At 45.0% G+C, this 23809-nt stretch carries 15 protein-coding genes; 9 read left to right on the top strand and 6 right to left on the bottom strand.

All coding sequences use genetic code 11. From position 1 onward, the window contains the following. Nucleotides 1-21 precede the first annotated feature (21 nt). Nucleotides 22-1659: a RagB/SusD family nutrient uptake outer membrane protein gene (locus tag FHS86_RS01355; RefSeq protein WP_429410334.1), complete on the top strand. Its 1638-nt coding sequence runs from the start codon at nt 22-24 to the stop codon at nt 1657-1659. A 77-nt stretch (nt 1660-1736) separates the two neighbouring features. Here the strand turns inward: FHS86_RS01355 and FHS86_RS01350 are convergent, their stop codons facing one another. From FHS86_RS01350 to lacZ, 4 genes are all read right to left on the bottom strand, one after another. Continuing rightward, the gene (locus FHS86_RS01350) at nt 1737-2705 is read right to left on the bottom strand and encodes an L-threonylcarbamoyladenylate synthase (protein WP_429410332.1); all 969 of its coding nucleotides are present in this window, start codon (nt 2703-2705) and stop codon (nt 1737-1739) included. A 179-nt stretch (nt 2706-2884) separates the two neighbouring features. After that, nucleotides 2885-4039, bottom strand: a complete 1155-nt coding sequence (locus FHS86_RS01345) for a glycoside hydrolase family 43 protein (RefSeq protein ID WP_429410330.1) — start codon at nt 4037-4039, stop codon at nt 2885-2887. A 200-nt stretch (nt 4040-4239) separates the two neighbouring features. Beyond that, nucleotides 4240-8379 (bottom strand): hybrid sensor histidine kinase/response regulator transcription factor, encoded by a 4140-nt coding sequence (locus FHS86_RS01340; RefSeq protein ID WP_429410328.1) that lies wholly within the window; start codon nt 8377-8379, stop codon nt 4240-4242. A gap of 161 nt (nt 8380-8540) precedes the next feature. After that, nucleotides 8541-11666 carry a beta-galactosidase, LacZ type gene (gene lacZ, locus FHS86_RS01335; protein ID WP_429410326.1) on the bottom strand — a complete coding sequence of 1042 codons (3126 nt, stop codon included), beginning with the start codon at nt 11664-11666 and terminating at the stop codon, nt 8541-8543. Between the two features lie 432 nt (nt 11667-12098). On the opposite strand from lacZ, the gene FHS86_RS01330 reads away from it, so the two are divergent. From FHS86_RS01330 to FHS86_RS01320, 3 genes are all read left to right on the top strand, one after another. Beyond that, nucleotides 12099-13013 carry a glycoside hydrolase family 16 protein gene (locus FHS86_RS01330; protein ID WP_429410324.1) on the top strand — a complete coding sequence of 305 codons (915 nt, stop codon included), beginning with the start codon at nt 12099-12101 and terminating at the stop codon, nt 13011-13013. Between the two features lie 105 nt (nt 13014-13118). Further along, complete coding sequence (locus tag FHS86_RS01325; RefSeq protein ID WP_429410322.1) at nt 13119-13469, top strand: hypothetical protein; 351 nt, start codon at nt 13119-13121, stop codon at nt 13467-13469. Continuing rightward, nucleotides 13466-14389: an oxidoreductase gene (locus tag FHS86_RS01320; RefSeq protein WP_429410320.1), complete on the top strand. Its 924-nt coding sequence runs from the start codon at nt 13466-13468 to the stop codon at nt 14387-14389. Before FHS86_RS01325 ends, FHS86_RS01320 begins: the two co-directional genes overlap by 4 nt. An 8-nt stretch (nt 14390-14397) precedes the next feature. Here the strand turns inward: FHS86_RS01320 and FHS86_RS01315 are convergent, their stop codons facing one another. Next, entirely contained in the window at nt 14398-15354 is a 957-nt protein-coding gene (locus tag FHS86_RS01315; protein WP_429410318.1) for a DUF58 domain-containing protein, read from the bottom strand. Between the two features lie 2 nt (nt 15355-15356). Next, complete coding sequence (locus tag FHS86_RS01310) at nt 15357-16685, bottom strand: deoxyguanosinetriphosphate triphosphohydrolase (protein ID WP_429410316.1); 1329 nt, start codon at nt 16683-16685, stop codon at nt 15357-15359. A gap of 239 nt (nt 16686-16924) precedes the next feature. Between FHS86_RS01310 and FHS86_RS01305 the strand changes: the two genes are divergently transcribed. The 5 genes from FHS86_RS01305 to FHS86_RS01285 all read left to right on the top strand — a co-directional run bounded on the left by FHS86_RS01305 (nt 16925) and on the right by FHS86_RS01285 (nt 23702). Continuing rightward, nucleotides 16925-17668, top strand: a complete 744-nt coding sequence (locus tag FHS86_RS01305) for a hypothetical protein (protein ID WP_429410314.1) — start codon at nt 16925-16927, stop codon at nt 17666-17668. Nucleotides 17669-17689: 21 nt separating this feature from the next. Beyond that, nucleotides 17690-20071 (top strand): TonB-dependent receptor, encoded by a 2382-nt coding sequence (locus FHS86_RS01300; RefSeq protein ID WP_429410312.1) that lies wholly within the window; start codon nt 17690-17692, stop codon nt 20069-20071. A 212-nt stretch (nt 20072-20283) separates the two neighbouring features. Continuing rightward, the gene (locus FHS86_RS01295; RefSeq protein ID WP_429410310.1) at nt 20284-21417 is read left to right on the top strand and encodes an AAA family ATPase; all 1134 of its coding nucleotides are present in this window, start codon (nt 20284-20286) and stop codon (nt 21415-21417) included. A gap of 466 nt (nt 21418-21883) precedes the next feature. Further along, the gene (gene trpS / locus FHS86_RS01290; protein WP_429410308.1) at nt 21884-22885 is read left to right on the top strand and encodes a tryptophan--tRNA ligase; all 1002 of its coding nucleotides are present in this window, start codon (nt 21884-21886) and stop codon (nt 22883-22885) included. Nucleotides 22886-23246: 361 nt separating this feature from the next. Then, the gene (locus FHS86_RS01285; RefSeq protein WP_429410306.1) at nt 23247-23702 is read left to right on the top strand and encodes a hypothetical protein; all 456 of its coding nucleotides are present in this window, start codon (nt 23247-23249) and stop codon (nt 23700-23702) included. Nucleotides 23703-23809 lie beyond the last annotated feature (107 nt).

Below are 23809 nucleotides of genomic sequence, written 5' to 3'. Positions count from 1 at the left end.
ACCAAAATATACAAACATACGATGAAGAAATATAACAAAATATGGCTGGGCGTGTTGGCAGTGGCATTTTCGATGTACAGCTGTAACAGCATATTCGATGTCGATTCGGAAAGGATTCTGAAGCCCGACGATCATAGCATTGCATCACCTGAAGAAGCTATTTATGGGAATGCAGGCGTCTTAAGTAAGCTATCGAAATTGTCGGGTCAATATGTATTACTCGGTGAACTTAGGGCTGACCTGATGGATATAACTGAAAATGCCGGAATCTATCTAAAGGAAATTAACAACTTCGAGTTTGCAGCTGACAATCCCTATGTCGATAGTAAAAGTTATTACGAAGTAATTAATGCCTGTAACTATGTGATTCAAAAAATCGACACTTCCATAGTTATTGAAGCTGAAAAGGTGATGTACCGCGAATACGCAGCAATAAAAGGAATACGTGCCTGGACCTACATGCAATTGGCTTTAAACTATGGAAAAGTAATTTATTATGAGGATCCATTACTCACCCTTAGCGATGCTGAAAAACAGTATCCCGAATATGCTTTCGATGAACTGGCCGATGTACTGATTGCCGACCTGTTACCCTGGAAAGAATATGAATTGCCTGAGGCCATTTCACTGAGCGATAATATCCAGTCCAGTAAGTTGTTTTTTCCGGTCAATATGCTGCTGGGAGACTTGTATCTGTGGAAAGGCTTATACGAAGAGGCTGCCATGGCTTATCACGAACTGATGGTGGAAGAGAATTTATACACAAGCACAATGCGCTACATGCGCTGGCTAACAGAAGATCAGGTGTTTAATTTTAATTCATGGTACAGTAACTGGTTTACTCAAATCTTTGACCTTAACAGTTCAGAAAATATATCACTGATGGCTGCTTCGACCGAATTTGGCGATGGCTCGTTAATGGACAGCCTTACAATGTATAAGTACGAAATTATGCCTTCGGAGCCTGCCATTAATAATTGGAATCGGCAAACGTATTATGAATCAAAAAACATGATAACCGAAGGCGACATGCGTGGTTATCCCGGGTCGTATCGTGATTTTTCGATGGCCTCGGGTTCGACGACCGAATTGGGGAATGTTATTATTAAGTACAGTGATCTGACAGGTGATAATTCAAAAGCAATTATTGTTTACCGTATTGCCACCTTATACCTGCGCTATGCCGAGGCCGTAAACCGTGCTGGTAAACCGAATCTGGCCTTTGCCGTGTTGAAGCATGGTTTAAGCCCCCAGGTAATGGCGACAGATTCCATTGTTCCGCGCCACGAAAAATACAGTAGCTACACCGACAGCACGGGAACTTTCCTTACTTACACCAACTTTAACGAAAACATATTTGAAAATAACGGCGGCATCCATGCACGTGGTTCGGGCAATGTTTCAACCATACCGGCTTACCGTATTCCGGTACTTCCAACGCTTACCGATTCAATCGAGTATGTCGAAGATTTACTGCTTGACGAAATGGCGCTTGAACTCGCCTTCGAAGGCAACCGTTTTCACGACCTGATGCGCATCGCCATCCGTCGCAACGATCCTTCGTACCTGGCTCAAAAGGTAGCTCAAAAACACGCTGCCAATGCAGCAGCCATTGAGTCGAAACTCCAGGACATGAACAACTGGTATATTCAACGGTAAACGCACTACTGTATATTAAAAAGAAGGCTGAAATCGGGTAGATTTCAGCCTTCTTTTTTTATGTATTTTTTGACTACTTACTCTGCTTCGTTACGGTACTGATAAGCTGCTTTGCGCAATCGGTCCATTACCGCAATACCAATTCCCTTTTCGGGAACCGGCTGAGCAACGATGAAGTCAACATCGCTTTCCTCAAGGCGATGCAGCGCACTAAAAAGATGAATGGCAGCTTCTTTTAAATCGCCATTTTCCGAAAGGTATTCAACACGGGCAAAGGGTAACTTCTCTGAAGTCTTTTGTAAAGCGATGTAGCCTGCTTTTCCCTTGTCACCTTTAATGTGCGACTCCCCTTCGATATAAAGCGGTTTACGCGGGCTGTAATGCGATTTCAGCAGTCCGGGTGAAGCAAGGCCTGTTCCACCTGCCGGAGCCGTAATTTGCGGCAGGATGTGCTCCAGTTCCTCACTGGTAATGGCACCGGGCCGTAACATTACAAATCCTTCGCGGCTCAGCGAAATCACGGTCGACTCGATGCCAACGGTCGTCTTTCCCCCGTCGAGCACGGCATCGACCCCTTTGAGCTGTTTGACCACATGGGCTGCTTCTGTCGGGCTAAGCATTCCAAATTTATTGGCGCTGGGTGCGGCAATCGGGGTGCCTGCCCTCCGGATCAGCTCAAGGGCTACCGGGTGCGCAGGCATGCGTACACCAACCGTCGAGAGCCCGGAAGTGACAATTTCGGGCAAATTATTTTTTCGCGGAAGCACCAGCGTTAGCGGCCCGGGCCAGAATTTTTCAGCCAGCCGGTCGACAAGTTCCTTTAATTCAGGCTGACAAAAATCTTCCCATTGCTGCTTGTCGGCAATATGAACAATGAGTGGGTCAAACGAAGGTCGTTCCTTCTCCTCAAAAATACGTGCCACCGCCTGAGCATTAAAGGCATCGGCCCCCAAACCATAAACGGTCTCGGTTGGAAACGACACCAGTCCTCCACGTTTTATAATGTCGGCCGCTTCATTAATACTTACTTCCTTCTTTTCAATCATCCTATTCTATATTGAAAAAATAAACAAGCCATTGCACCAATGAACAACAGCTTTTAAAATGTCCGGCAAAAATAGAGAATTAATTTTTAACTCAGTTGCTTATCAATGCAAAAGCACAGGAGCCGGCATCATACAAATACCGGCTCCTGCAGCTTATTATCGCTTTTCCTGCAATTGAATTATTGATCGAAAATCGATAAATCCCATTCATCGTGCCAGCGCATGACAGGTTTTTCGCCATCAAATTCAAGGGGCAGCCAAATATAACGGCCATCAATGGGATTGCGGGGCCTCCACCGATCACCCATAAAAATAAAGGCATCTTGCTTACCCGGAACCGGCAAAACAAAGGTGCTTTGCGAATCGAAAGTAAGATCGGCTCCTTCGCCCATGCAGGGATTACCCAGAGGTTCCCAGGGGCCCCAAATCGATTTGGAAACTGCCGAACGAGCAGCATTCGGATCCCATCCGGTACAACCCGATGTGATCATGTAGTACATACCATTTCGCTTAAAAAGTGCTGGTGCTTCATTATGGCCTCCGGGGAAAACACGGGTCCACTTTCCGGTAAAACCGGTATAATCGGAGTTAAGTTCTGAAATATGAATGGTCAGATTTTCTTCAGAAGAATGAATGTGATAAGCCGTTCCGTCATCGTCGACAAAAAGGGTCATGTCGCGTGCCATTTGTCCCTTTTCGAAGTCTCGGCGTACAAACAACCCGTCATCAACCGCCTTGCGCCATTCGGCGGTCCACCATTCCAGTTCCTTGTTATCGACGGCCGTCTTCATTGCATTGGTAAATTCAAGTGGCCAATCTCCTGCATTGGGCCGGTACGAGCGGATGTATTCGTAGGGCCCCGTTACCTTATCGCTGATGGCTACACCCGTACGGGCGGCACTGTAGCCCTTCCCTTTTAGTTCGAGATGAAACCACATGACAAACTTGCCCGTCTTTTCGTTGAAAATTACCTTAGGGCGTTCCATTACCGCACCTTTCACGATGTCCGATTCAGGATCGTCGACAACCGAAAGGGCAATTCCTTTGTTTTCCCAATTGTACAAATCGGTCGATGCATAGCATCCGATTCCTACCAGAGCAGTATTTCCACCCCTTCCGGCTGTTTTATGTTCACCAAACCAGTACCAGGTACCTTCGTGAAATAAAATACCACCACCGTGGGCATTGATGTGCACGCCCTCCTCATCGGGCCATAGTTCACCCGGGCGAAACGACTTTTGCTGTGCAAATAAAAAACTGCTGCTACTTAGTAAGAGCAACAAGGCGAGTAAGCCCGTCTTCATTTTTTTGATTTCTCTTTGTTCTTGTCTCATGTTTTTGGAGTTTTTCTAAGCATGATGTGCCAGCTATCAACTTCACGATGAAGCTAAAAAGTTCATCAAGCAAACACAACAATCAAAAATAAAGGAACAGGCCCGCAGCGGATGCAAGAAACCGATCATAAACTATCACAAAATCGAAAAACAAACGTTTTTTAGCGAGAACGAAGTAAAAACTGCAAAGTCACTCCCATTTATTCAACATTGCCCTTCCGATCGATGTATTCCTTGGGGGTACAGCCATAATATTCCTTAAAACAACGGGTAAAATACGAAGGACTAGAAAATCCGACCATGTAGATGATTTCCGAGATCGATCGCCTTTCCTGAAGCAGCAACGAGGCTGCTGTTTTCAGTCGTTGATTTCGGATGAACTCTTTGGCCGTTTGACCTGTGAGTGCCTTTATTTTTCGATAGGCCTGGTTGGCACTGATCCCGATTTCCTGACTGAATTTCTCCACATCGAACGACGAATCGTCGAGGAATTTATTCACAGCATCGACAGCATCCTTTAAAAAAGTTTCGTCGAGCGATGAGAGCTCGATGGTTTCGGGCGCCAGCAACTGCTCGGCCCGCATTTTCTCGTGCAGGCTTTTGCGGTTATCGAGTACATTTTGAATTTTCAGCTTCAACGAAATCAGATTGAAGGGTTTATAAACATAATCGATTGCGCCCAGTTTCAAACCTTTGATTTCGTCTTCGTGCATGGTTTTAGCCGTAAGAAAAATAACAGGAATATGCGATGTTGAGAGATCTTTGCGAAGCGCTTTACACAATTCAAAGCCGTCCATTTCAGGCATCATAATGTCGGTAACAATGATGTCGGGGTTGGCCTTATGTGCCAGCTCAAGCCCTTCGCGCCCATTGAACGATGCCAGTACATTGAATCCGGAGCTGAGTCCCGATACCAGGAACTCGTTCATGTCGTTATCGTCTTCAACAATCAGCACCGTGGGCAATTTGCTGTTGTTTCCGTTACGGGCAGGCATGGCTTCATTTTCGGCACTTTCTTCTATTGCCACATGCTTCGCTGCCTGTGCTGGCATGGCTTCATCGTTCTCATTCAATGCAAGTTGATGGCCGTCACCAACAGGAACAGCAATTCGGAAACAACTTCCTTTACCGGGTTCACTATCGAGTTCAATGGTTCCGCCATGCTCTTCAATGAGCGACTTTGAAATGTACAAACCAATTCCTCCGGTATTTTGCGTACGTTTTTGATGCACCTGAAAAAAGCGTTCAAATACCTTCTCCTTGTACTCATCGGCAATGCCAATGCCGCTATCTTCAACTTCAATGACAAGTACTTTTTCTTCTTTATCGTTTTCCTCCAGCGCGACAATAATACCAATTTGCCCTTCGTCTTCAGAATACTTGAAGGCATTGGACACAATGTTATAAACCACTTTTTCAAACTTCTCACAATCGACCCAGGCAATGATTGCCGGACTATTGTAGCTAATTTTGAAATCAATGTTACGGGTATCGGCCATGGGTTTAAACGATTCATAGAGGCCATCCATCAGCTCTACCACATCACAGCGCTGAATATTCAGTTTGGTTTTTCCTTTTTCGATGACCCTGAATTCCATCAGCTGATTCACAAGGCGCAACAGTTTATGCGCATTGCGTTGAATTAAATCGGCCTGCTTCACGGCGTAAGAAGGTATACCACCCATTGATTTCAATTCACGCGCAGGCCCCAGAATCAAAGTAAGCGGTGTCCTGAATTCATGGGTAATATCGGTAAAGAAATGGGCCTTCAACTCATTGAGACGTTCCTTTTCTTCGCTGTGCAGGTGTTCGAGCATGATCCGGCTTTTCTCTCTAACCTGTATAATTGAATATTCCTTGAAGAAATAAAGCAGACCAAAAATTAAAATTACATAAAATAAATAGGCCCAGATGGTGCGCCACCAGGGTGGCTTAACCGACAGATCGAAGCTTACAGGTTCAATGCTCCATACTCCGTCGCTGTTTGCCGCTTTTACTTTAAAAACATAGTCGCCGGGCGGAATGCCTGTATAGGTCGCAGTATTTCGTGAGCCAATTTCATTCCACTGTTTATCATATCCTTCAAGAATATAGGCATAGCGGTTTTTCTCAGGATTTTTAAAATCCATGGCTGAAAAAACAAAGGTAAGCACTTCGTCGCGGTAAGAAAGTTCGATGCCTTCTAAATAAGGAATGGTTTGATCGAGTTGGTACTTATCTTTTCTATTCTGAATGCTTTCATTATAAACCAATACGTCGGTGATACCAACCTGAGGTGCTAGTGAGTTCTTAAACAGGCTGTCGGGGTTGAACGACAGAAAACCATCCCCTCCAAAAAACAGAAGGCCATTGTTGGTTTTCAGGGCCGAACTTCGCTGTATACGTACATTCTGGAATTCATTGGTGAAATATTCCTTAACAATTTTTTCTTCTTCTTCGTTAAACTGTACGAGTCCGCGATAAAATCCAAGCCACAGATGGTTGAAATCATCTTCCAGTATATTCAGAATTATTTCATTATTCAGGTTATCAACCTTGGGATAGCCTTTGAAATAAATTGTTTCTGTCCCGTCATCGGCTTTACGCACCAGCTTTTTATTCAAACCGGCATTGGTTCCGATCCAAAGATTATTCAGGTGGTCCTCGTAAATCACATTGATAACATTGTCGTTGATTGAATTGGTGTCGGGCAACGAATAGAAGAATTTCTGAAAGGTTTCGGTTTCGGGGTCGAAACAATTGAGCCCGTTCTGGGTTCCGATCCAAACTTTACCCCGATGGTCCTCGTAAATGGCCCTGATGTTATTGTCACTGCAACGGCTGCTGTCGCGCCCTGCACGGTAATGTTTAACTTTTATACCGGCGGCAGTACGGTAAAGACTAAAAAAGCCGTTTTGCATGGTTCCACCCCAAATTACTCCCTTGTATTTTTTTGAAGCAAAAAGATTGCTCACCTTATTACCTGGTAATGCAGGCTGTGTAGCGGTATTCAGAAAGGAGAACCGATTCATCGATACTTTTTCAGGATTGCGGGCGTCAAACCAAAGCAAGCCGGCATCCTCGGTACCCACCCAAAGTTCATCATCAACATGAATGATACTCATTACCGAATTCGAGGTATAGGTGTAATTATCGAAGCGGTATTGCAGCTGACCAATATTTTTTACATTCCGGTATTGTTGTTTATCCTTTTTATACAGCATTAATTCAGAAGAACTTCCTACCCAGATAAAGGGATCCTGTTCTTCAAAAATACGAACATAGCTTTCGATGTATTGATGGTCAACCAGGCGGTTGGTTTTGTAACGGGTTACTCCTGTTTTATTGATATTGGCCCGGTCGATCTTCGAACTGCCCACCCAAAGGATGCCCGAACGATCGACAAAAAGAGAGGTGACGTTATTTCCTGACAGGCTGTAGGCATCACTCAGGTCGGTTTGATAAGAATAAAAAACAGCTTCACCGGGTGCTTTCTGTTGTTGTTCCTTCACCAGAAGATTCAGTCCCTGATCCCAGGTTCCGATCCAAAGGTTGTCGAAATCGTCGTAATAAAGACGATATACAACATTCGACGAAAGCTCATGTTCGCCACTTCCTGCCATATAATGGATGAACTGAAGACTATCGCGGTTGGGATGCACCTTTACCCGATCGAGGCCACCACCCCATGACCCCAGCCATAAATCACCGTTTTCGCTTTCAACAATGTTGGTAATAATGGAATGACTGATGGAATTGGATGCCTTGTTCTCGTTGGGAAGATAACGCACGTAGCCTGAAGTATTTCTGTCAAAATTGACCAATCCGTAATAAGTTGCAATCCACAGGTTTCCACGCGAATCTTCAAATATGTCGCTTACAATGTCGTTGAGCAGAAAATGTTCGGTGTCGCCGCTTTGGGGGTTAAGCCGATAGAGTCCGTCATTCCAGGTTCCGACCCAGATCTGGCCCAACTTGTCCTCATAAAGTGCAATAATCCGGTGATCAAATTCGTACCTGCGAATGTCGAGCGTGGCAGGATTCAGACAGTTTAATCCCGATGAAGTACCAATCCAGATATTGCCCTCTTTGTCCTCGAGCAATTCTACCACCTCGCGACTACTAATGGTGGTCGAATCATGATAGTCGGGTCTGAAAATTTCGCAGTGATAACCATCGTAACGGTTCAGACCGTTCCAGGTACCAATCCAGATAAAGCCTTTGCTGTCCTGAATGATGGCATTCGCCTTACTTCCTGAAAATCCGTCTTCGACAGAAAGCTTGTTAAAATCGAGCTTCTGCTGAGCAAAAACAGTTGATGATAAAAACAAGAGCAGCAAAACAATACCAATTCGAAACATAAAACAAAAAGTTTTAAATATAGACCATGACATAAGTGCTTCAAAGATAACTGAATTAACTTGAAAATTGACAGCTCAGACCTTCACCTACACGATCTCTTTAACAAACAAAAGGTTGCACCAACCGATGATGCAACCTTTGTTCTGTTATTTGTTGTTTCCTACTTAAGCGGTGAAAGAATGTAGCTGTAGCTGTATGCTTTGTCCAAAAGACGATACTGGTCGTGCGGCCTTCGACCCCAGCTGTCATCGCCACCAACGCCGCGCTGTAGCAAATCGACATACAGAAAGACCTGATCGCGGGGATAAATATCGGTGGTATGTCGTTGCTTCTTGCTTACTCCCGGATCAAAATCATTCACAGGGTTGTGCAGAGCAGTAACGCTCAAGGCCTGTTTGCCTTTAATCATCAGTCCGTTTCCTTCGCTGTCGCTAAGGCTTAACCAGCGTACATCGGTTTTGTTACCGTTTTCCTGTGGCCTGATGTAGGGTACATACTGATCGGCCACCTTGCTTTGGTAAATTCCGAGCTGCGATGAATAATTCCGGTCGCTGTAGTTTTCCCACGGACCACGACCATAATAAGTATAGTTATTGAAGGCAGCAGGTACTTCCATCACCATACCAAAGCGGGGCATCTCAGGCAAGCCTTCTTTTCCTGCCTTGAACGAAGCATCGACCTGCACCGAGCCATCACGCGAAATGGTATATACCACGCTATACTGCGAGTTCACATCGGTGAGCTCCCAATTGACTGTTACTTTCACCTGATTGTCGTTCTGTTCGCTTTCAAATCCGGTCATCCGTTTATGATGTCCGGCCTCGCGCCAACTATTTGACGAACGCGACAAATTGTTTCCAAAGTCATTATCAACCGGAGCTCTCCAGAAGTTCGGATCGGGAGCCGATTGTAAAAGGCGTTTCCCCTTGTATCGGTAATCAGTCAACCCGCCCCAACCTTTATCGAAGCGCACCTGAAACGCATCACCCGAAACGGTGAGCGAACGCTCATCTTCCTTTACTTCGAGTTTTTCGGAAGCCCTTGAATTTTCATTTTTAGCAAACCAGGCATCGGCATTGAGCGCGAACTGCTCACGGGCAAGTTCATGACCTGCAGGAAGCAGATCGGTGGCTTTGCGTGTGTATGCATATACATTCAGCAAATACTCATCGTTTTGACTCATATCGATGGCACCCAGGGGCAGCGTGATTTCCCTGCTTTTGCCGGGCCCCAGGTTGGTTTCAAAAGTTCCCTTCTTTTTTACTTCACCATTCACCAGCAGCTCCCATGCAAAATCGAACTGACCCAGCGAAGTAAAATTGTATTCGTTGGCCACAGTAATTTTCCCTTCAACCGGCGTATTGGCAGTAAAGCGAATGTTCTGGTATACTTTTTTTACTTCGTACAATCCGGGATGTGGTGTACGATCGGGAAACACCAGTCCGTTCAGGCAGAAGTTAGCATCGTTGTGCAAATGCCCGCTGCCAAGGTCGCCGCCATATCCCCAAAAGCTGCGGCCATTGCCATCGGTGGTTAAAAGTCCCTGGTCAACCCAGTCCCAGATAAAGCCACCCTGCATGTTGGGCGAAGCATAAATAATGTCCCAGTATTCCTTAAAGTTTCCGGTACTGTTGCCCATGGCATGTGCATATTCACACATAATGTAAGGACGGTCGACCTGTTCTCTGCTGGCATACTCCTTCATGTTTCTTATTGAAGGGTACATGGGGCTCACAATGTCGGTATTCGATTTTTCACCGGCCTGTTCAAACTGCACCAGGCGGCTGATATCACGCTTCTTGATCCAATCGTATGCCTTGAAAAACACGGGTCCGTTTCCGCATTCATTTCCTAAACTCCAGATAATTACCGAAGGATGGTTTTTATCGCGCTCAACCAGACGTACAATGCGGTCGAGATGGGCTGCATCCCATTCGGGTCGATAGGCCGGGTGCTCCGACTGACGAAACCAGGCCTGAAACTCAGCCCCCATATCGTGGGTTTCAATATTGGCTTCATCCACCACATAAAATCCGTATTCATCGCACAATTCATACAATTCGGGAGCATGCGGATAATGACTGGTGCGAATGGCATTGATGTTGAACTGCTTCATCACTTTCAGGTCCTTCATGATGGTTTCTTGCGGCACGTAGTGTCCGGTGCGATCGTCGTGTTCGTGCAAATTCACCCCTTTTACCATGATGCGCTGGCCATTAACCAGCAATTGTCCGTTTTTCAGTTCCACACTGCGAAAACCAATGCGGGTACTGGTCGCTTCAATCAGGTCACCATCTTGATCAAGAAGACTGAGCACCAACTTGTAAAGATGAGGTGTTTCGGCACTCCATAACAAAGGCTGCTTCACCTTCTCAGAAATAATGATTTTCTGATCCGAAGCTGCATCCACAGTGAATTGCTTATTCGTTGAAAGTACCTGCCTGCCTGAAGCATCGAAAAGATTTAGCTTCACACTGGCACCCTCCAGCTTTTCATCATCATAATTGCGAATCAGCAACTCGGTGTTCAACATAGCATTTTTATAGTTGGCGTCAAGCTGTGGTCTGGCAAAAAAATCGAAAATACGGGCCTGTGCAGTGGAATACAAATACACGTCGCGTTCGATGCCGCTTAAGCGCCAAAAATCCTGATCCTCGATGTAGCTGCCATCGGTCCAGCGATACACTTCAACAGCCAGGGTATTCTCTCCCAGTCGGACATAAGGGCTAATATCAAATTCAACAGGCGATTTCGTCACCTGGCTGTATCCCACTTTTTCGCCATTTACCCAAACGTACATGCCCGATGTTCCGGCTTTAAAATGCAGGAAAACCTTGCGACCAGTCCAGCTTTCATCAATGGTAAAGGTACGGCGGTACGAGCCAACCGGATTATTGTCGTGTGCAATAAATGGTGGATTTTTGGGAAAGGGATAACGAATATTGGTATAAATCGGAACACCATATCCTTCGAGTTCCCAGTTTGATGGGACTTTAATTTCATCCCAGTGGGAAACGTCGTATGTTTCCTGATAGAACAATTCAGGACGTTGTGCCGGGTTGGGCGCCCAGTTAAATTTCCATGTTCCGTTCAATAAGAGATAAAATGGCGAAGCCTGATAATTGTTCTTATAGGCCATGTCTTCGTCGGGATAAACCATCGATGTAGCCCTTGCTTCCTCCTTGTTGATTCCAAAAACTTCGGGGTTCTCCCAGTCGGGATGCTGGGCCATCGCTCCCCCCATTGTGCACAATGTCAGCAATAGCAATATTACTGCTTGTTTCATTTTCTTCATTTTCAGCATAAGTTATATAAACAGGTTAATATTCTATTTGAAGGAAAACCGGCCTTCCGGGAAAGCCGCTTGCAATAAAAAAACTCCCGTTGCTAATGTATTGGTAAAGTGAAAATCCGTGTAAAATGAAATCAACATTTTATAGCAATTTTTCCAGTCATAAAAGGAATGCCGGCCAATTAACTTCCAGAATAATCATTGAAATAAAAACACTTCCTGTCTTCAGAAAGCAGTTTCGATCATGCAGGCTGAAGTTTTATCTCCAATTAGGAATTAAAAAGTATTATTTATTTCCGAAAAATTGCTATTTCCATCCATTTCATCTTATGAATATTCAGATTCATCCCAGTGCTTCATATCAATAGGATGCATTTTTGTATAAGGAGAAACTTTATCATTATTGATACTAATAAAACCTACACCATGCATAAAATTCAGGCAAGCCTGCTGCTGATTTCGCTGCTCACCATGCCATTTTTTAAAAGCTTTGGAAGCCAAAATCCCGGTGGGGCAGAAACAGATCCTTACCATGTTGTAAACGATGGACCCTGTGAATATGAAGGGATGAAACTGATATGGCACGATGAGTTCAACAACGAAGGAAAGCCCAATGCCAACAACTGGGGTTATGAATATGGTTTTGTTCGTAACAATGAACTTCAGTGGTACCAGCCTCAAAATGCCAATTGCAGTAAGGGACGTTTACTAATCGAAGGAAAGCGGGAAAAGATCATAAATCCCAACTACAATCCACAAAGCGACAATTGGCGAATTAACAGGCAATATGCCGAATACAGCTCGGCATGCCTTATTACCAGAGGTAATCATGAATGGAAAGGGGGAGGTTACTACGAAATAAGGGCCCGCATCGACTCTTCCATGGGATCGTGGCCGGCCATCTGGCTGCTTGGAAGCAAAGGCCGGTGGCCTCATGGAGGTGAAATCGACATCATGGAGTTTTATCGCCCGGACAGAAAGCCCGCCATACTCGCCAATGCTGCCTGGGGATCGGAAAAAGCATACACCGGCGAATGGGATACAGCCGTCGTTCCTCTGGAACATTTTCTGAACAAAGATCCACGCTGGGTTGAAAAATACCACGTGTGGTCGCTGCATTGGGACGCCCAAACGATGCGCATTGCCATCGACGGGGAAACCATCAACGAAATTGACTTAACAAAAACACTTAATCCCGATGGTCATAATCCCTTTGGAATGGACGAAAGTTTTTATCTTTTGTTGAATCTGGCCCTGGGTTCGAACGGGGGAAATCCTTCAAACACCCAATTTCCGCTTAGCTTTGAGGTCGACTATGTAAGGTTTTACGAATTTGAATAGGAGCCTGGCTCCATTGTTGCTTGTGTTTGTTTTTAAGCGGGCTGTGTTTCAATAATTCTTTCTATTTTCGCTCAGATTAAAATCATTCATTTACAAACAGAACCCATGAGCAGTAAATGGCTACTTTTTGCAGGAATCATCCTCCTAACAGCCGGCATTGTGATGAAAGCAAGCGGACTCGAGGCACCACTTCCTCTGCTTATCATCCTGACGGGTGTTGCCTGTAAAATATTCTACATTCTTGGAAAATACCGCGACGGAAGTTACAAACCAGGTTTTGAATTGCTTCTTTTGCTACTCGGCCTCACACTTTTTTTAAGTGGAAGTTATTTACGTTCACAGGGAACCTTTGCTCATCCCGCCTTGTTAATGATACCAGGCATTGCATTGAAAGTAGCCTTCATTGTAATCTTTATCATTAAATCGAAACAAAAAGTTCAAACCATCAGTAAATGAAACAACATTGGGATTTAAGTGCCATGCCTCAACTCGAAGGCAAAATAGCAATCGTAACCGGCGGCAATTCAGGCCTGGGTTATGAAACAGTGAAGGCTTTCGCACAAAAAGGAGCGCGGGTAATCATGGCCTGCCGCGATTTGGCTAAAGGAGAAGAGGCCAAAGCCCAAATTTTGAAAAATGAAATTAAAGGCAGTATAGAAGTGGAAGCCCTCGATTTAATGAGCCTTGCTTCGATTAAAAATTTTGCCGACAAAATGAAGGCCGAATTGCCACAGCTAAATCTGCTGATCAACAATGCCGGCATCATGACCACGCCCTATTTCACCACCAGCGATGGTTTTGAGGCCCAGCTGGGAACCAACCACCTGGGACACTTTGCATTGAGCGGACAATTATTGGGGCTGTTATTGAAAACACCCAAATCGCGTATTGTGAACGTAAGCAGCATGGCTCACAAAGCTGGAAAAATTCATTTCGACAACCTGCTTTTTGAAAACGGAAAAGGCTACCAGCCCATGAAAGCCTACGCCCAGTCGAAACTGGCCAACCTGTTGTTCACCTACGAGTTGCAGCGAAAACTAAATAACAATAAAGCTGAAACCATGGCCGTTGCCGCCCACCCGGGCGTCTCGCGAACCGGACTGATGCGCTATATCGAAAAATATTCGTGGTTTAAAATCGGCTATCCTGTATTTAAACTGATCTCGCAAACGCCCGACATGGGCGCCCTTCCTCAAATTAGGGCTGCAGTTGATGCCAATGTTCAGGGAGGTGAATACTATGGCCCCGACGGATTTAACGAAATGAAGGGGCATCCGGTGAAGGTGAAATCGAATGCTGCTTCGCATCAGGCTGAAGCAGCTCAAAAACTTTGGGAAGTTTCAGAAAAATTAACCGGTGTTACCTACCAATTCTGATTCTGCTTTTATACCAGTTTTTCGCGCTTAATGAGGTACGATTGAAGTACATGCCTGAAATCATCGTTGATGTCGGCCTCAATAATGTCGATATGAAACTGTCCACATCGCAGGCGAAGCGCTTCAACCGAATCTTTCATGGCCTTTGCATAGGCATCCTTTACCTCGTTGGGCTTAAGTTTGATCTGCTCCCCCGTTTCAAGATCGATGAACTTGTGTGGCCTGTTCGAATAGCTTAGTTTTTCTTCATGCTTTTTGTCACTTACATGAAAAAGCACTACTTCGTGTTTGTTGTACCTTAAATGCTGAAGTGCCTGGTAAACTTCATCGGCATCGGCATTCTCGATCATGTCGGAGAAAATTACTACCAGCGAGCGTTTGTGGATGTTTTCTGCGATTTGATGCAAAACCTCAACCGAATTGGTTCCTTTCCCGAGTTTCCCTTGTTCGCTTTTTAATAAAGCGGCCAGCTGGCTGTACAACAAATCGAGGTGAACCGATGAAAGCCGTGGCTCGACATGAAAATCAACCTGATCGGAAAAAAGACTAAGCCCTGAGGCATCACGCTGCCTGCGCATCATGTAAATAATGGCTGCACTGCAATAAACCGAAAAAGCCAGTTTATTCATTTGAAATTTTCCCTTGGGGGTATAGGGAAACAACATCGACGACGAGGTGTCGATCACCAATTGACAACGCAGGTTGGTTTCCTCCTCGAATTGTTTCACATACAGGCGTTCCGAACGGCCATACAATTTCCAGTCGATATTACGGGTCGATTCTCCTTCGTTGTATTGCCTGTGTTCCGAAAATTCAACCGAGAAACCATGAAAAGGGCTGCGGTGCAATCCGGTAATGAAACCTTCCACCACTTCTTTGGCGATGAAATCAAGATGATCAAAATCCTGAAACTCCTCGAGGTTATGTAAGTTAGCAATGTGTTCCATGGGGTTCAAAGTTACCATTTTTAACCGATCCCGGGCAAGTTGATCCCGGTAATCTTGCGGTAAAGATCAAGCGCATACACGTCGGTCATGCCCGAAACAAAATCGACCACCGACTGGATTTGTGCATACTTTGATTCATCATCGCTGACGAATTGCTCGGGAAAGAGCTTTAACAGCTTTTTGCCGTACTTGCTTTCTTCGCTTACCGCATCGATAAAATGACTCATGATGGTACTGATTATCTTATATCCGGCCAGTTCAATTTCAATGACCGATGAATCGGCATAAACCCTTTCGACCGACACTTCGACCACATTCTTCATGGCCGCGGCACTTACCGGCGACAGGTTTTTGATGAGCGAAGCGCTGAAGCTGCCCTCCATGATGGCATCATAATGATCGACAAATACCCCGGCACATTCGGTGACCAGCCGACTGATTACACCCGCCCGCAGGTAAGAAATCTGCTCATTCGGATCGGTCACTTCATTCAGTGTTTTTTCGATATTCCGAAGTGTTGCAGCATCGTTTGCCCGATCGTAAAAAGCCAGGTAAAGTGCCCTGGTTTCATCGTAACTTAAAATTTTCAGCTTGTGCGCATCTTCGATGTCCATGATCTGATAACAGATATCATCGGCTGCCTCAACCAAAAAAACCAGGGGATGTCGTACAAAACTGACTCCCCTGCCATCGATCGCTTTTAGCCCCAGATCACCTGCAATTTCAACAAAGGTCTGCTTTTCGCTCTGGAAAAAACCAAATTTTGCTTTTTCGGCCACTTGAGATTCATAGGGATACTTCACAATGGAAGCCAGCATGGTGTAGGTAAGCGCAAAACCACCTGCCCGCCTTCCCTTAAACTGATGACTCAGAATACGAAAAGCATTGGCATTCCCGTCGAACAAAGTAAGATCCTTCCATTCGGCCTCTGAAAGCTCGGTTTTCATACTTCGGCCGTGCCCACTTTTAAAAAATTCTTTGATCGCATCTTCACCCGAATGACCAAATGGCGGATTTCCCATATCGTGTGCCAGACATGCAGCAGCAACCACCGAACCTATTTCTCCAAGCAAAGGATGTACAACGCCCTTTTCGCTTATGGCATTGCTGACGATATTACCCAGTGAACGTCCAACACTGGCAACCTCAAGACTGTGTGTAAGCCGGTTGTGAACAAACACACTTCCCGGCAAAGGGAAAACCTGGGTTTTATTCTGCAGTCGCCTGAATGGAGATGAAAAAATCAGCCGGTCGTAGTCACGCTGAAACTCAGTACGACTATCGGCCGTTATTTTTCCTGACGAAGGTTTACCCAGTCGTTTTATCGATAACAATTGATTCCAGTTCATCACTTTATAAAATTGCTTAAAGGTACTATTTTAATCAATTCCGGCAGTTTTTAAAATATTGACCTTCCCATCCTAATTCATCTACAGCTCACTTATGCAAACTTTTCTAAGATGCCTTTTATGAAAGCTGCTAAAATAAATTAGGAGCCAAGCAAATTTTGTTTAATTTTGTGTAAGTATTTTTTTCAATTATTTAAACAAAATTGTTTCATGCTTGTTTCGTCTAAAAAAACTACAAAATGAAAACAAAATTACTGGCTTTTATAGCTGCAGCCTTACTAATAACCGGCTGCCTTGATAAAAAAATAAATACGGAAACAGCGGCCACAGTTGAAAGCAATATTGAAGGTAAAGGTATTGCCATCGACATTCGTTTTATTGCTGGAGCAGAACACAACCATCCAACTTTTGCCTTCTGGCTCGAAGACCTTGAAGGCAATTACATCGAAACACTTTTTGTAACCCGGTACCTTGCCTCTGGCATTTACGGCCACGGATCTCTGGGCGAAGGCAAATGGGATAGTAAACCTGGCGAAGCCAAACGTCCGGCCACCCTTCCCTACTGGTTACATAAACGGGGTATCAAAGCCGATGGCAGCACCTATCTGCCAACACCTGAGCAGCCCCTACCCGATGCAATATCGGGAGCCACACCGCAAAATAATTTCAAACTGTCGACCCGGGCCAGCTCTTCGCTGCCACAAAAATTCAGGTTGTTAATGGAAATCAATCAACCATGGGACTGGAACGAATACTGGCACAACAGCCGCTATCCCGATGATCCCGATTACAAAACCTCTTGTCAGCCTGCCCTGGTATATGCCGTCACCATTGATCAGAGCAGTGAAGATGTGGCTTACTATTTAAACCCCATAGGACATAGTCATTATGCCGGAGCAGACGGTTCGCTGTACACCGACCTTACAACGATTACCACAGCCAAAAACATTGTTTACAAAGTATCAGCAAGCATTCAGCAATAACAGCTTAAAGAATATAAGGAGATGAAAATATTTTTAGTAATCATATTAAGCCTTTCAGCATTATTCGTTTCGGCTCAAAACGGGGTTATAAAAGGGCAGGTAGTAGATGCCGACACCAATGAGCCACTTCCATTTGTTAATGTTGTGGTGATGGGCACCACGCTGGGATCGGTGACCGATTTTGACGGAAATTTTCAACTTTTTGGCTTGCAACCCGGATTTATCCGTTTGAATACATCATTTGTCGGATACAAGGATGCCGTTTCGGATGAAGTAGAAGTGAGCAATGCCAATGTTGCCAATATTGTAATTAAAATGGAAGCCTCCGATCAGGCCATCGAAGAAGTGACCGTAACGGCCAGTCCCTTTCGGAAGACAGAAGAAAGTCCGGTATCATTAAAAAGTATTGGCGTTGGAGAAATTGAAACCAACCCGGGAGCCAACCGCGACATTTCGAAGGTCATCCAGTCGTTTCCGGGAGTTGCCTCCACCCCTGCTTTCCGAAACGACATCATTATTCGTGGCGGCGGACCTTCAGAAAGTGTTTTCTACCTCGACGGAATTGAAGTGCCCAATATTAACCATTTTGCCACCCAGGGTGCATCAGGCGGACCGGTAGGCATCATCAATGCCGACTTTATTCGCGAAGTAAAGTACTATTCGGGTGCTTTCCCAGCCAACCGAAGCGATGCACTCAGTGGTGTACTCGAATTCAGCCAGGTTGACGGGAACAGTGAAAAGCTCAAATTCCGTGCATCATTGGGAGCATCGGAGGTTTCGGCCACCATCGATGGTCCGATTGGTGAAAAAACAACCTTCATTGTATCGGCACGCCGATCGTACCTGCAATTGCTGTTCGGCGTACTTGAGCTCCCCTTCCTGCCTAACTTTTACGACATGCAGTTCAAGGTGAAAACACGGATCGATCAAAAAAACGAGCTGACCTTTATTGGCCTTGGTGCCATCGATGTATTTGAACTGAATACAGGCATTGAAGAACCCGACGATTTCCAAAATTTTATTCTCAACAACATTGCCGTAAACGAACAATGGACCTACACCAACGGGGCCGTTTACAAGCATTTTCACAATACAGGATTCAGCACTGTTGCCCTAAGCCGGAACATGCTCAACAACGAATCGTACAAATATTTTGAAAATGACGAATCGGATCCCGACAACTTAGTACTTAATTACAAATCGTGGGAAATTGAAAACAAGTTAAGAATTGAAAACACCAACCGTGTCAATGGTTTCAAATTCAACTACGGAGGCGATTTTGCTTATGTTCGCTACACCAACGACACCTACCAAAAACGTTTCTACGATGGCTTTCCGGTTGAGATTAACTACGATACAGACCTGCGGCTTTTTAAATATGGCCTTTTTGCTCAGGCCAGTAAAAACCTGTTGGCCGATCAGCTGATTCTTTCGCTGGGAACCCGTTTCGACGGAAACAATTACTCGACCAGCATGAACAACCCGCTGGAACAGTTTTCGCCCCGTTTTTCGGTGGCCTACAATTTCAGTGATCAGCTCAGCTTTAACGGAAACATTGGGCGCTACTATCAGTTGCCGCCATACACTTCGCTAGGTTTTCAGGTAAATGACGAATTTGTAAACAAAAACAACGATCTGAAATACATTGGAACCAATCACTACATTGCCGGATTTGAATACCGCCCCAAACAGGTGATTCAGCTTTCAATCGAAGGCTTTTTGAAAACCTACGATCAATATCCCTACTCAATTAACGACAACATACCACTGGCAAACAAAGGGGCCGACTATGGTGTGCTGGGCGACGAAGAAGTGCTTTCGATTGCCGAAGGCCGTGCCTACGGAATGGAAATTTTTGCCCGCATCAACAACCAGAAAAATCTGAACGGTAACATTTCGTATACCCTCGTAAGAAGCGAATTTAAACAAGCCAATACCGATGAATACATCCCCACAACCTGGGACAGTAAGCACCTGCTCACTTCGTTTGTAACCTACAAAATGAAAAAGGACTGGAGCATTGGAGCAAAGTGGCGTCTGGTAGGCGGTTTGCCTTATACTCCTTACGATATTGAAAAAACATCGATCGTTGAAGCCTGGAAGGTGAATGGTGGCCCCTATCTCGATTACAACCGCCTGAATGCAGAACGTTTTTCTGCCTTTCATCAGCTCGATCTGAGAGTCGACAAAGCCTTCTATCTCGAAAAACTAACAGCCAAGTTTTATATCGACATTCAGAATGCCTATAATTTTCAGGCCGAAAGCCAGGACATTGTGGTACGCCAAACCGACGAAAACGGTGTACCCCTTACCCTCGACAATGGTACTCGCTATGATTTAAAACGCATTGAAAACCGTAGTGGAACACTTTTACCAACTCTGGGGATTATTATTGAATTTTAATTGAGGGTACGGACAACACGGATTTGCTGATTTATAAACCATTCAGCTTGCCCGTTGTTGTCCGTTTTCTGTTTTTACTAGCCCTGCTCTTGTCTGCTTTCTCCTCGTTCAATAGTAACAACACCACACCTACTTTTAAGTAACATTTTGTTACTAACATTTTGTTACCCGAAAAAGGTTGCCTATCTTTGGAATGTTTAACAGTGAAAAAAATGAAAAAAGCAATTTTGTTCCCGGTAACCGGATATCACGGACCTGAATATTTTTGCGACCGTGAAGAAGAACTGAAAGCATTGCTTAACAATGCTTCATCGGGGCAGTCGACTACGATCATGTCGATCAGAAGAATGGGAAAGACGGGACTGATCCAACATTTTTTTTATACACTTGATCAGGACTACAAAGGGATTTATCTCGATATTCTGCACACAGAAAGTTTGTCTGATTTTTTGAATATTCTTGCCACTGCTATTATCAAGGCCATTCCTCAAAAAAGTTCGGTAGGAAAAAAAATATGGAGTTTTATCCAATCGATAAGGCCTAACCTGAGTTTCGATCAGCTGAGTGGCAACATGAAAGTATCGTTCGACATCAGCAGGACCGAAGATGTAAAAACCGAAATCAGCAGTTTGTTTTCCCTGCTCGAAGACCAGGAATTTACAAGTATTATTGCCATCGATGAGTTTCAACAGATTTTATCGTACAGTGAAAAAAACTGTGAAGCATGGTTACGCACCATTGTACAAAGCCTAAAGAATGTCGTTTTCATTTTTTCGGGCAGTGAATACCATGTCATGAATCAGCTTTTTACCAATCCGCAAAAGCCCTTTTTTAGAAGTACATCGATCATGGAACTAAAGCCCATCGAAAAATCGGTCTATGCCCGCTTCATTGTAGAAAAATTCACTTCCCGAAAGAGAAAAATAAACAATGAAGTGGCGACTGAAATTCTTGACTGGAACCTGACGCACACTTTTTATGTACAGCAGCTTTGCAGCAGAATTTACATGGCCGATCATCCTGCGGTTACAACAGAGGTTTGGAAATCGGAAGCCGAAAAACTACTGAAAGAACAGGATGCCATTTTTTATAACATCCGCGAATTGCTCACGCCCGCGCAATGGAAACTTTTAAAAGCGGTAGCGTCTGAAACGCGTATTTACGCTGTAACCTCAAAAGATTTCATCGGCAGGTACCAGCTCGAATCATCGGCAGCCGTGCTCCGTTCGCTAAAGTCGCTGATGAAGAAAGAAATGATCTGCAGTCTGTGGGACGAAGATGGCAAAAGATACTATCGCCTGTACGATGTGCAGCTGATGCGATGGATTCAGCATCTGGGCATGTAACAAGTTAATTCTTGTGCGTGAAACGAATGAAGTTTAGTAAAAAAGTGAACTGGGAATAAAAAACAAGAAATTAGGAAGAGCTTGCTCCCCTGACAAAGAAAACTGCAACACCTTCGTCCCTTTTTCTGAAACATTTAAGCACTTTACTCTTTCTCAACCCAGCCTTAACCTCAACCTTAACCTCAGTCTCAGCCTTATCCCGCCCGGGGCAGGGCGAAGGCGGAAAGCCGGCTGCCGGCGGCAACGTTGTTGAGCGGGCAGGCAGGTGGCGACCAGCGGAAGCCGACTGCCTGCCCTGCGAAACAAGGTGCCGCTGGTAGCCGCTTGCAGCCGCAGACCGTTTGCCCCCCAAATTATAAGCCAATTGCAGGGACGATGAACCGGAGATTCGCAGAAAAGCTTCGGCTTATTGTTGCAGATTTTTATATTTTTGTTGCGCATTTACAAAATTCAAACAATCAGAGGGATGAACAAGCCAACAGTAGTGAGCGGCATCAGGCCGACAGGATATTTGCATTTGGGAAATTATTTTGGTGCAGTGCAGAATTTTATCCGCATGCAGGATGATTTTAATTGCTATTTTTTTATTGCCGATATTCACTCGCTCACCACCCATCCTACGCCCGGAAATCTTCAGAGCGGAGTAAAACAGGTGTTGGCCGAATACCTTGCCTGTGGTATTGATCCCGAAAAATCGACCATCTTTATTCAGAGCGATGTACCCGAGGTCAACGAGTTGTACACCATATTGAATATGAACGCCTACCTGGGAGAACTGGAGCGTACGACTTCGTTCAAGGAGAAAGCCCGCAAGCAACCCGAAAATGTCAATGCTGGTTTGCTCACCTACCCTGTACTCATGGCAGCCGACATCATTATTCACAAAGCGCATTTTGTGCCGGTAGGTAAAGACCAGGAGCAAAACCTTGAAATGGCGCGTAAATTTGCCAAACGCTTTAACAGAATGTACAATGCTGAATGCTTCCCCATTCCGCGTCCCTTTACCTTCGACGGAGCCGACATGATTAAAGTCCCCGGGCTCGACGGAAGTGGCAAAATGGGCAAGTCGGAAGGCAATGCCATCAATTTATATGAAGATCCAAAATCGATCCGCAAAAAAGTAATGCGCGCCGTCACCGATGCCGGTCCAAGCGAACCCAACAGTAGCAAACCCGAACCGGTTGAAAACCTTTTTACCCTGCTGAAAATTGTATCGACACCCGATACCGTGGCTCATTTTGACATGCAATACAACAACTGTGAAATCAGGTACGGCGATTTGAAAAAACAACTGGCCGAAGACATTATCAAATACACCGAACCCATAAGGGAGCGCATTATCGACATCCTTGAAGACGACGCCTACCTGGCCAAAGTAGCCCGTATGGGAGCAGAAAAAGCACGCGAATCGGCACAAAAAACACTCGAAGAAGTGAAAAATCTGGTTGGTTTTAAGCGCTTGTTTTAAGCCACAGAAATTTTTGTGGACCTTATACATCATTGTTGAACAGTGACCCGCTAAGACAAAGTTCTTGCCGGGTCACTGTTTTTAAATGTAGCCGCATTTTATTCATTATTCCTGCTTTTTCGGGTAATCCTGCAACCCTTCCTGCTGTCTTCTGTCTTCTGTTATTAGCTTAAAATAATTCAAAATAGCCGGTATTTAACTGCAAACTATTTGAAAAGCAGTTAGATTAACATATTTTTATACAAGGTAATAATCGAAAGTCGTGATGAAAGGGCAATTGTGATCCTTATCAGCCGGAACAGGCATGCTTCACGACCAACCGATTGCTACCCGCCTATTCATTTACTTAAAAACAAATGCGATGAAAAAGATGCTACTCAGGGTATTTTGCGGCTTACTGGCCATCATCATGTTCAGCGTACCCACGCTGGCCTACAACAGTGTGTCCAATTCGCTTCCCGATGCAGAAGCGGCCGTGCTGGCCGATTTTGACGAGGCGGAAATCTACAGTGCCTTCGACGAGGTAAATGAGCTTATGCTGGCTCTGGAGGACAACAGTGAATTATCGTATGCCGATCTGGAAGAGAGCAACAGCGAGCTGATTGCGAATGTAAGCTCATCGGCAGCCATTGCCATGAACGCCGGTTCGGCTGAACCACCCATTGTTGGCGCCTTTTTATGGGGCTGTTTGTTCAATGTGGTGGGCATGCTGGTCGTGGGTTTAACCACCGATTTCGACAGCGGACAAATCACCAAATCGGCCTGGGGATGCCTGGTGAGCAGTTTACTTTTTGGTGGCGGACTGCTGGCTTTTTAATCGTTTGATAAAACAACTTTTCAGGCCCTTACTTCACAACCGGCCCACAATGCCGGCCAGTAAGGGCTTGCTTTATTTAACTAAAGAAGGTACTTACAGGCTGTGCT

Origin of the sequence: Roseimarinus sediminis, from assembly GCF_050433125.1 — a bacterium.
In the GTDB taxonomy this organism is placed as follows: Bacteria; Bacteroidota; Bacteroidia; order Bacteroidales; family Prolixibacteraceae; genus Roseimarinus; species Roseimarinus sediminis.
Note: the sequence above shows the minus strand (reverse complement) of the source record. Positions and strands in the feature narration are given on the sequence as shown.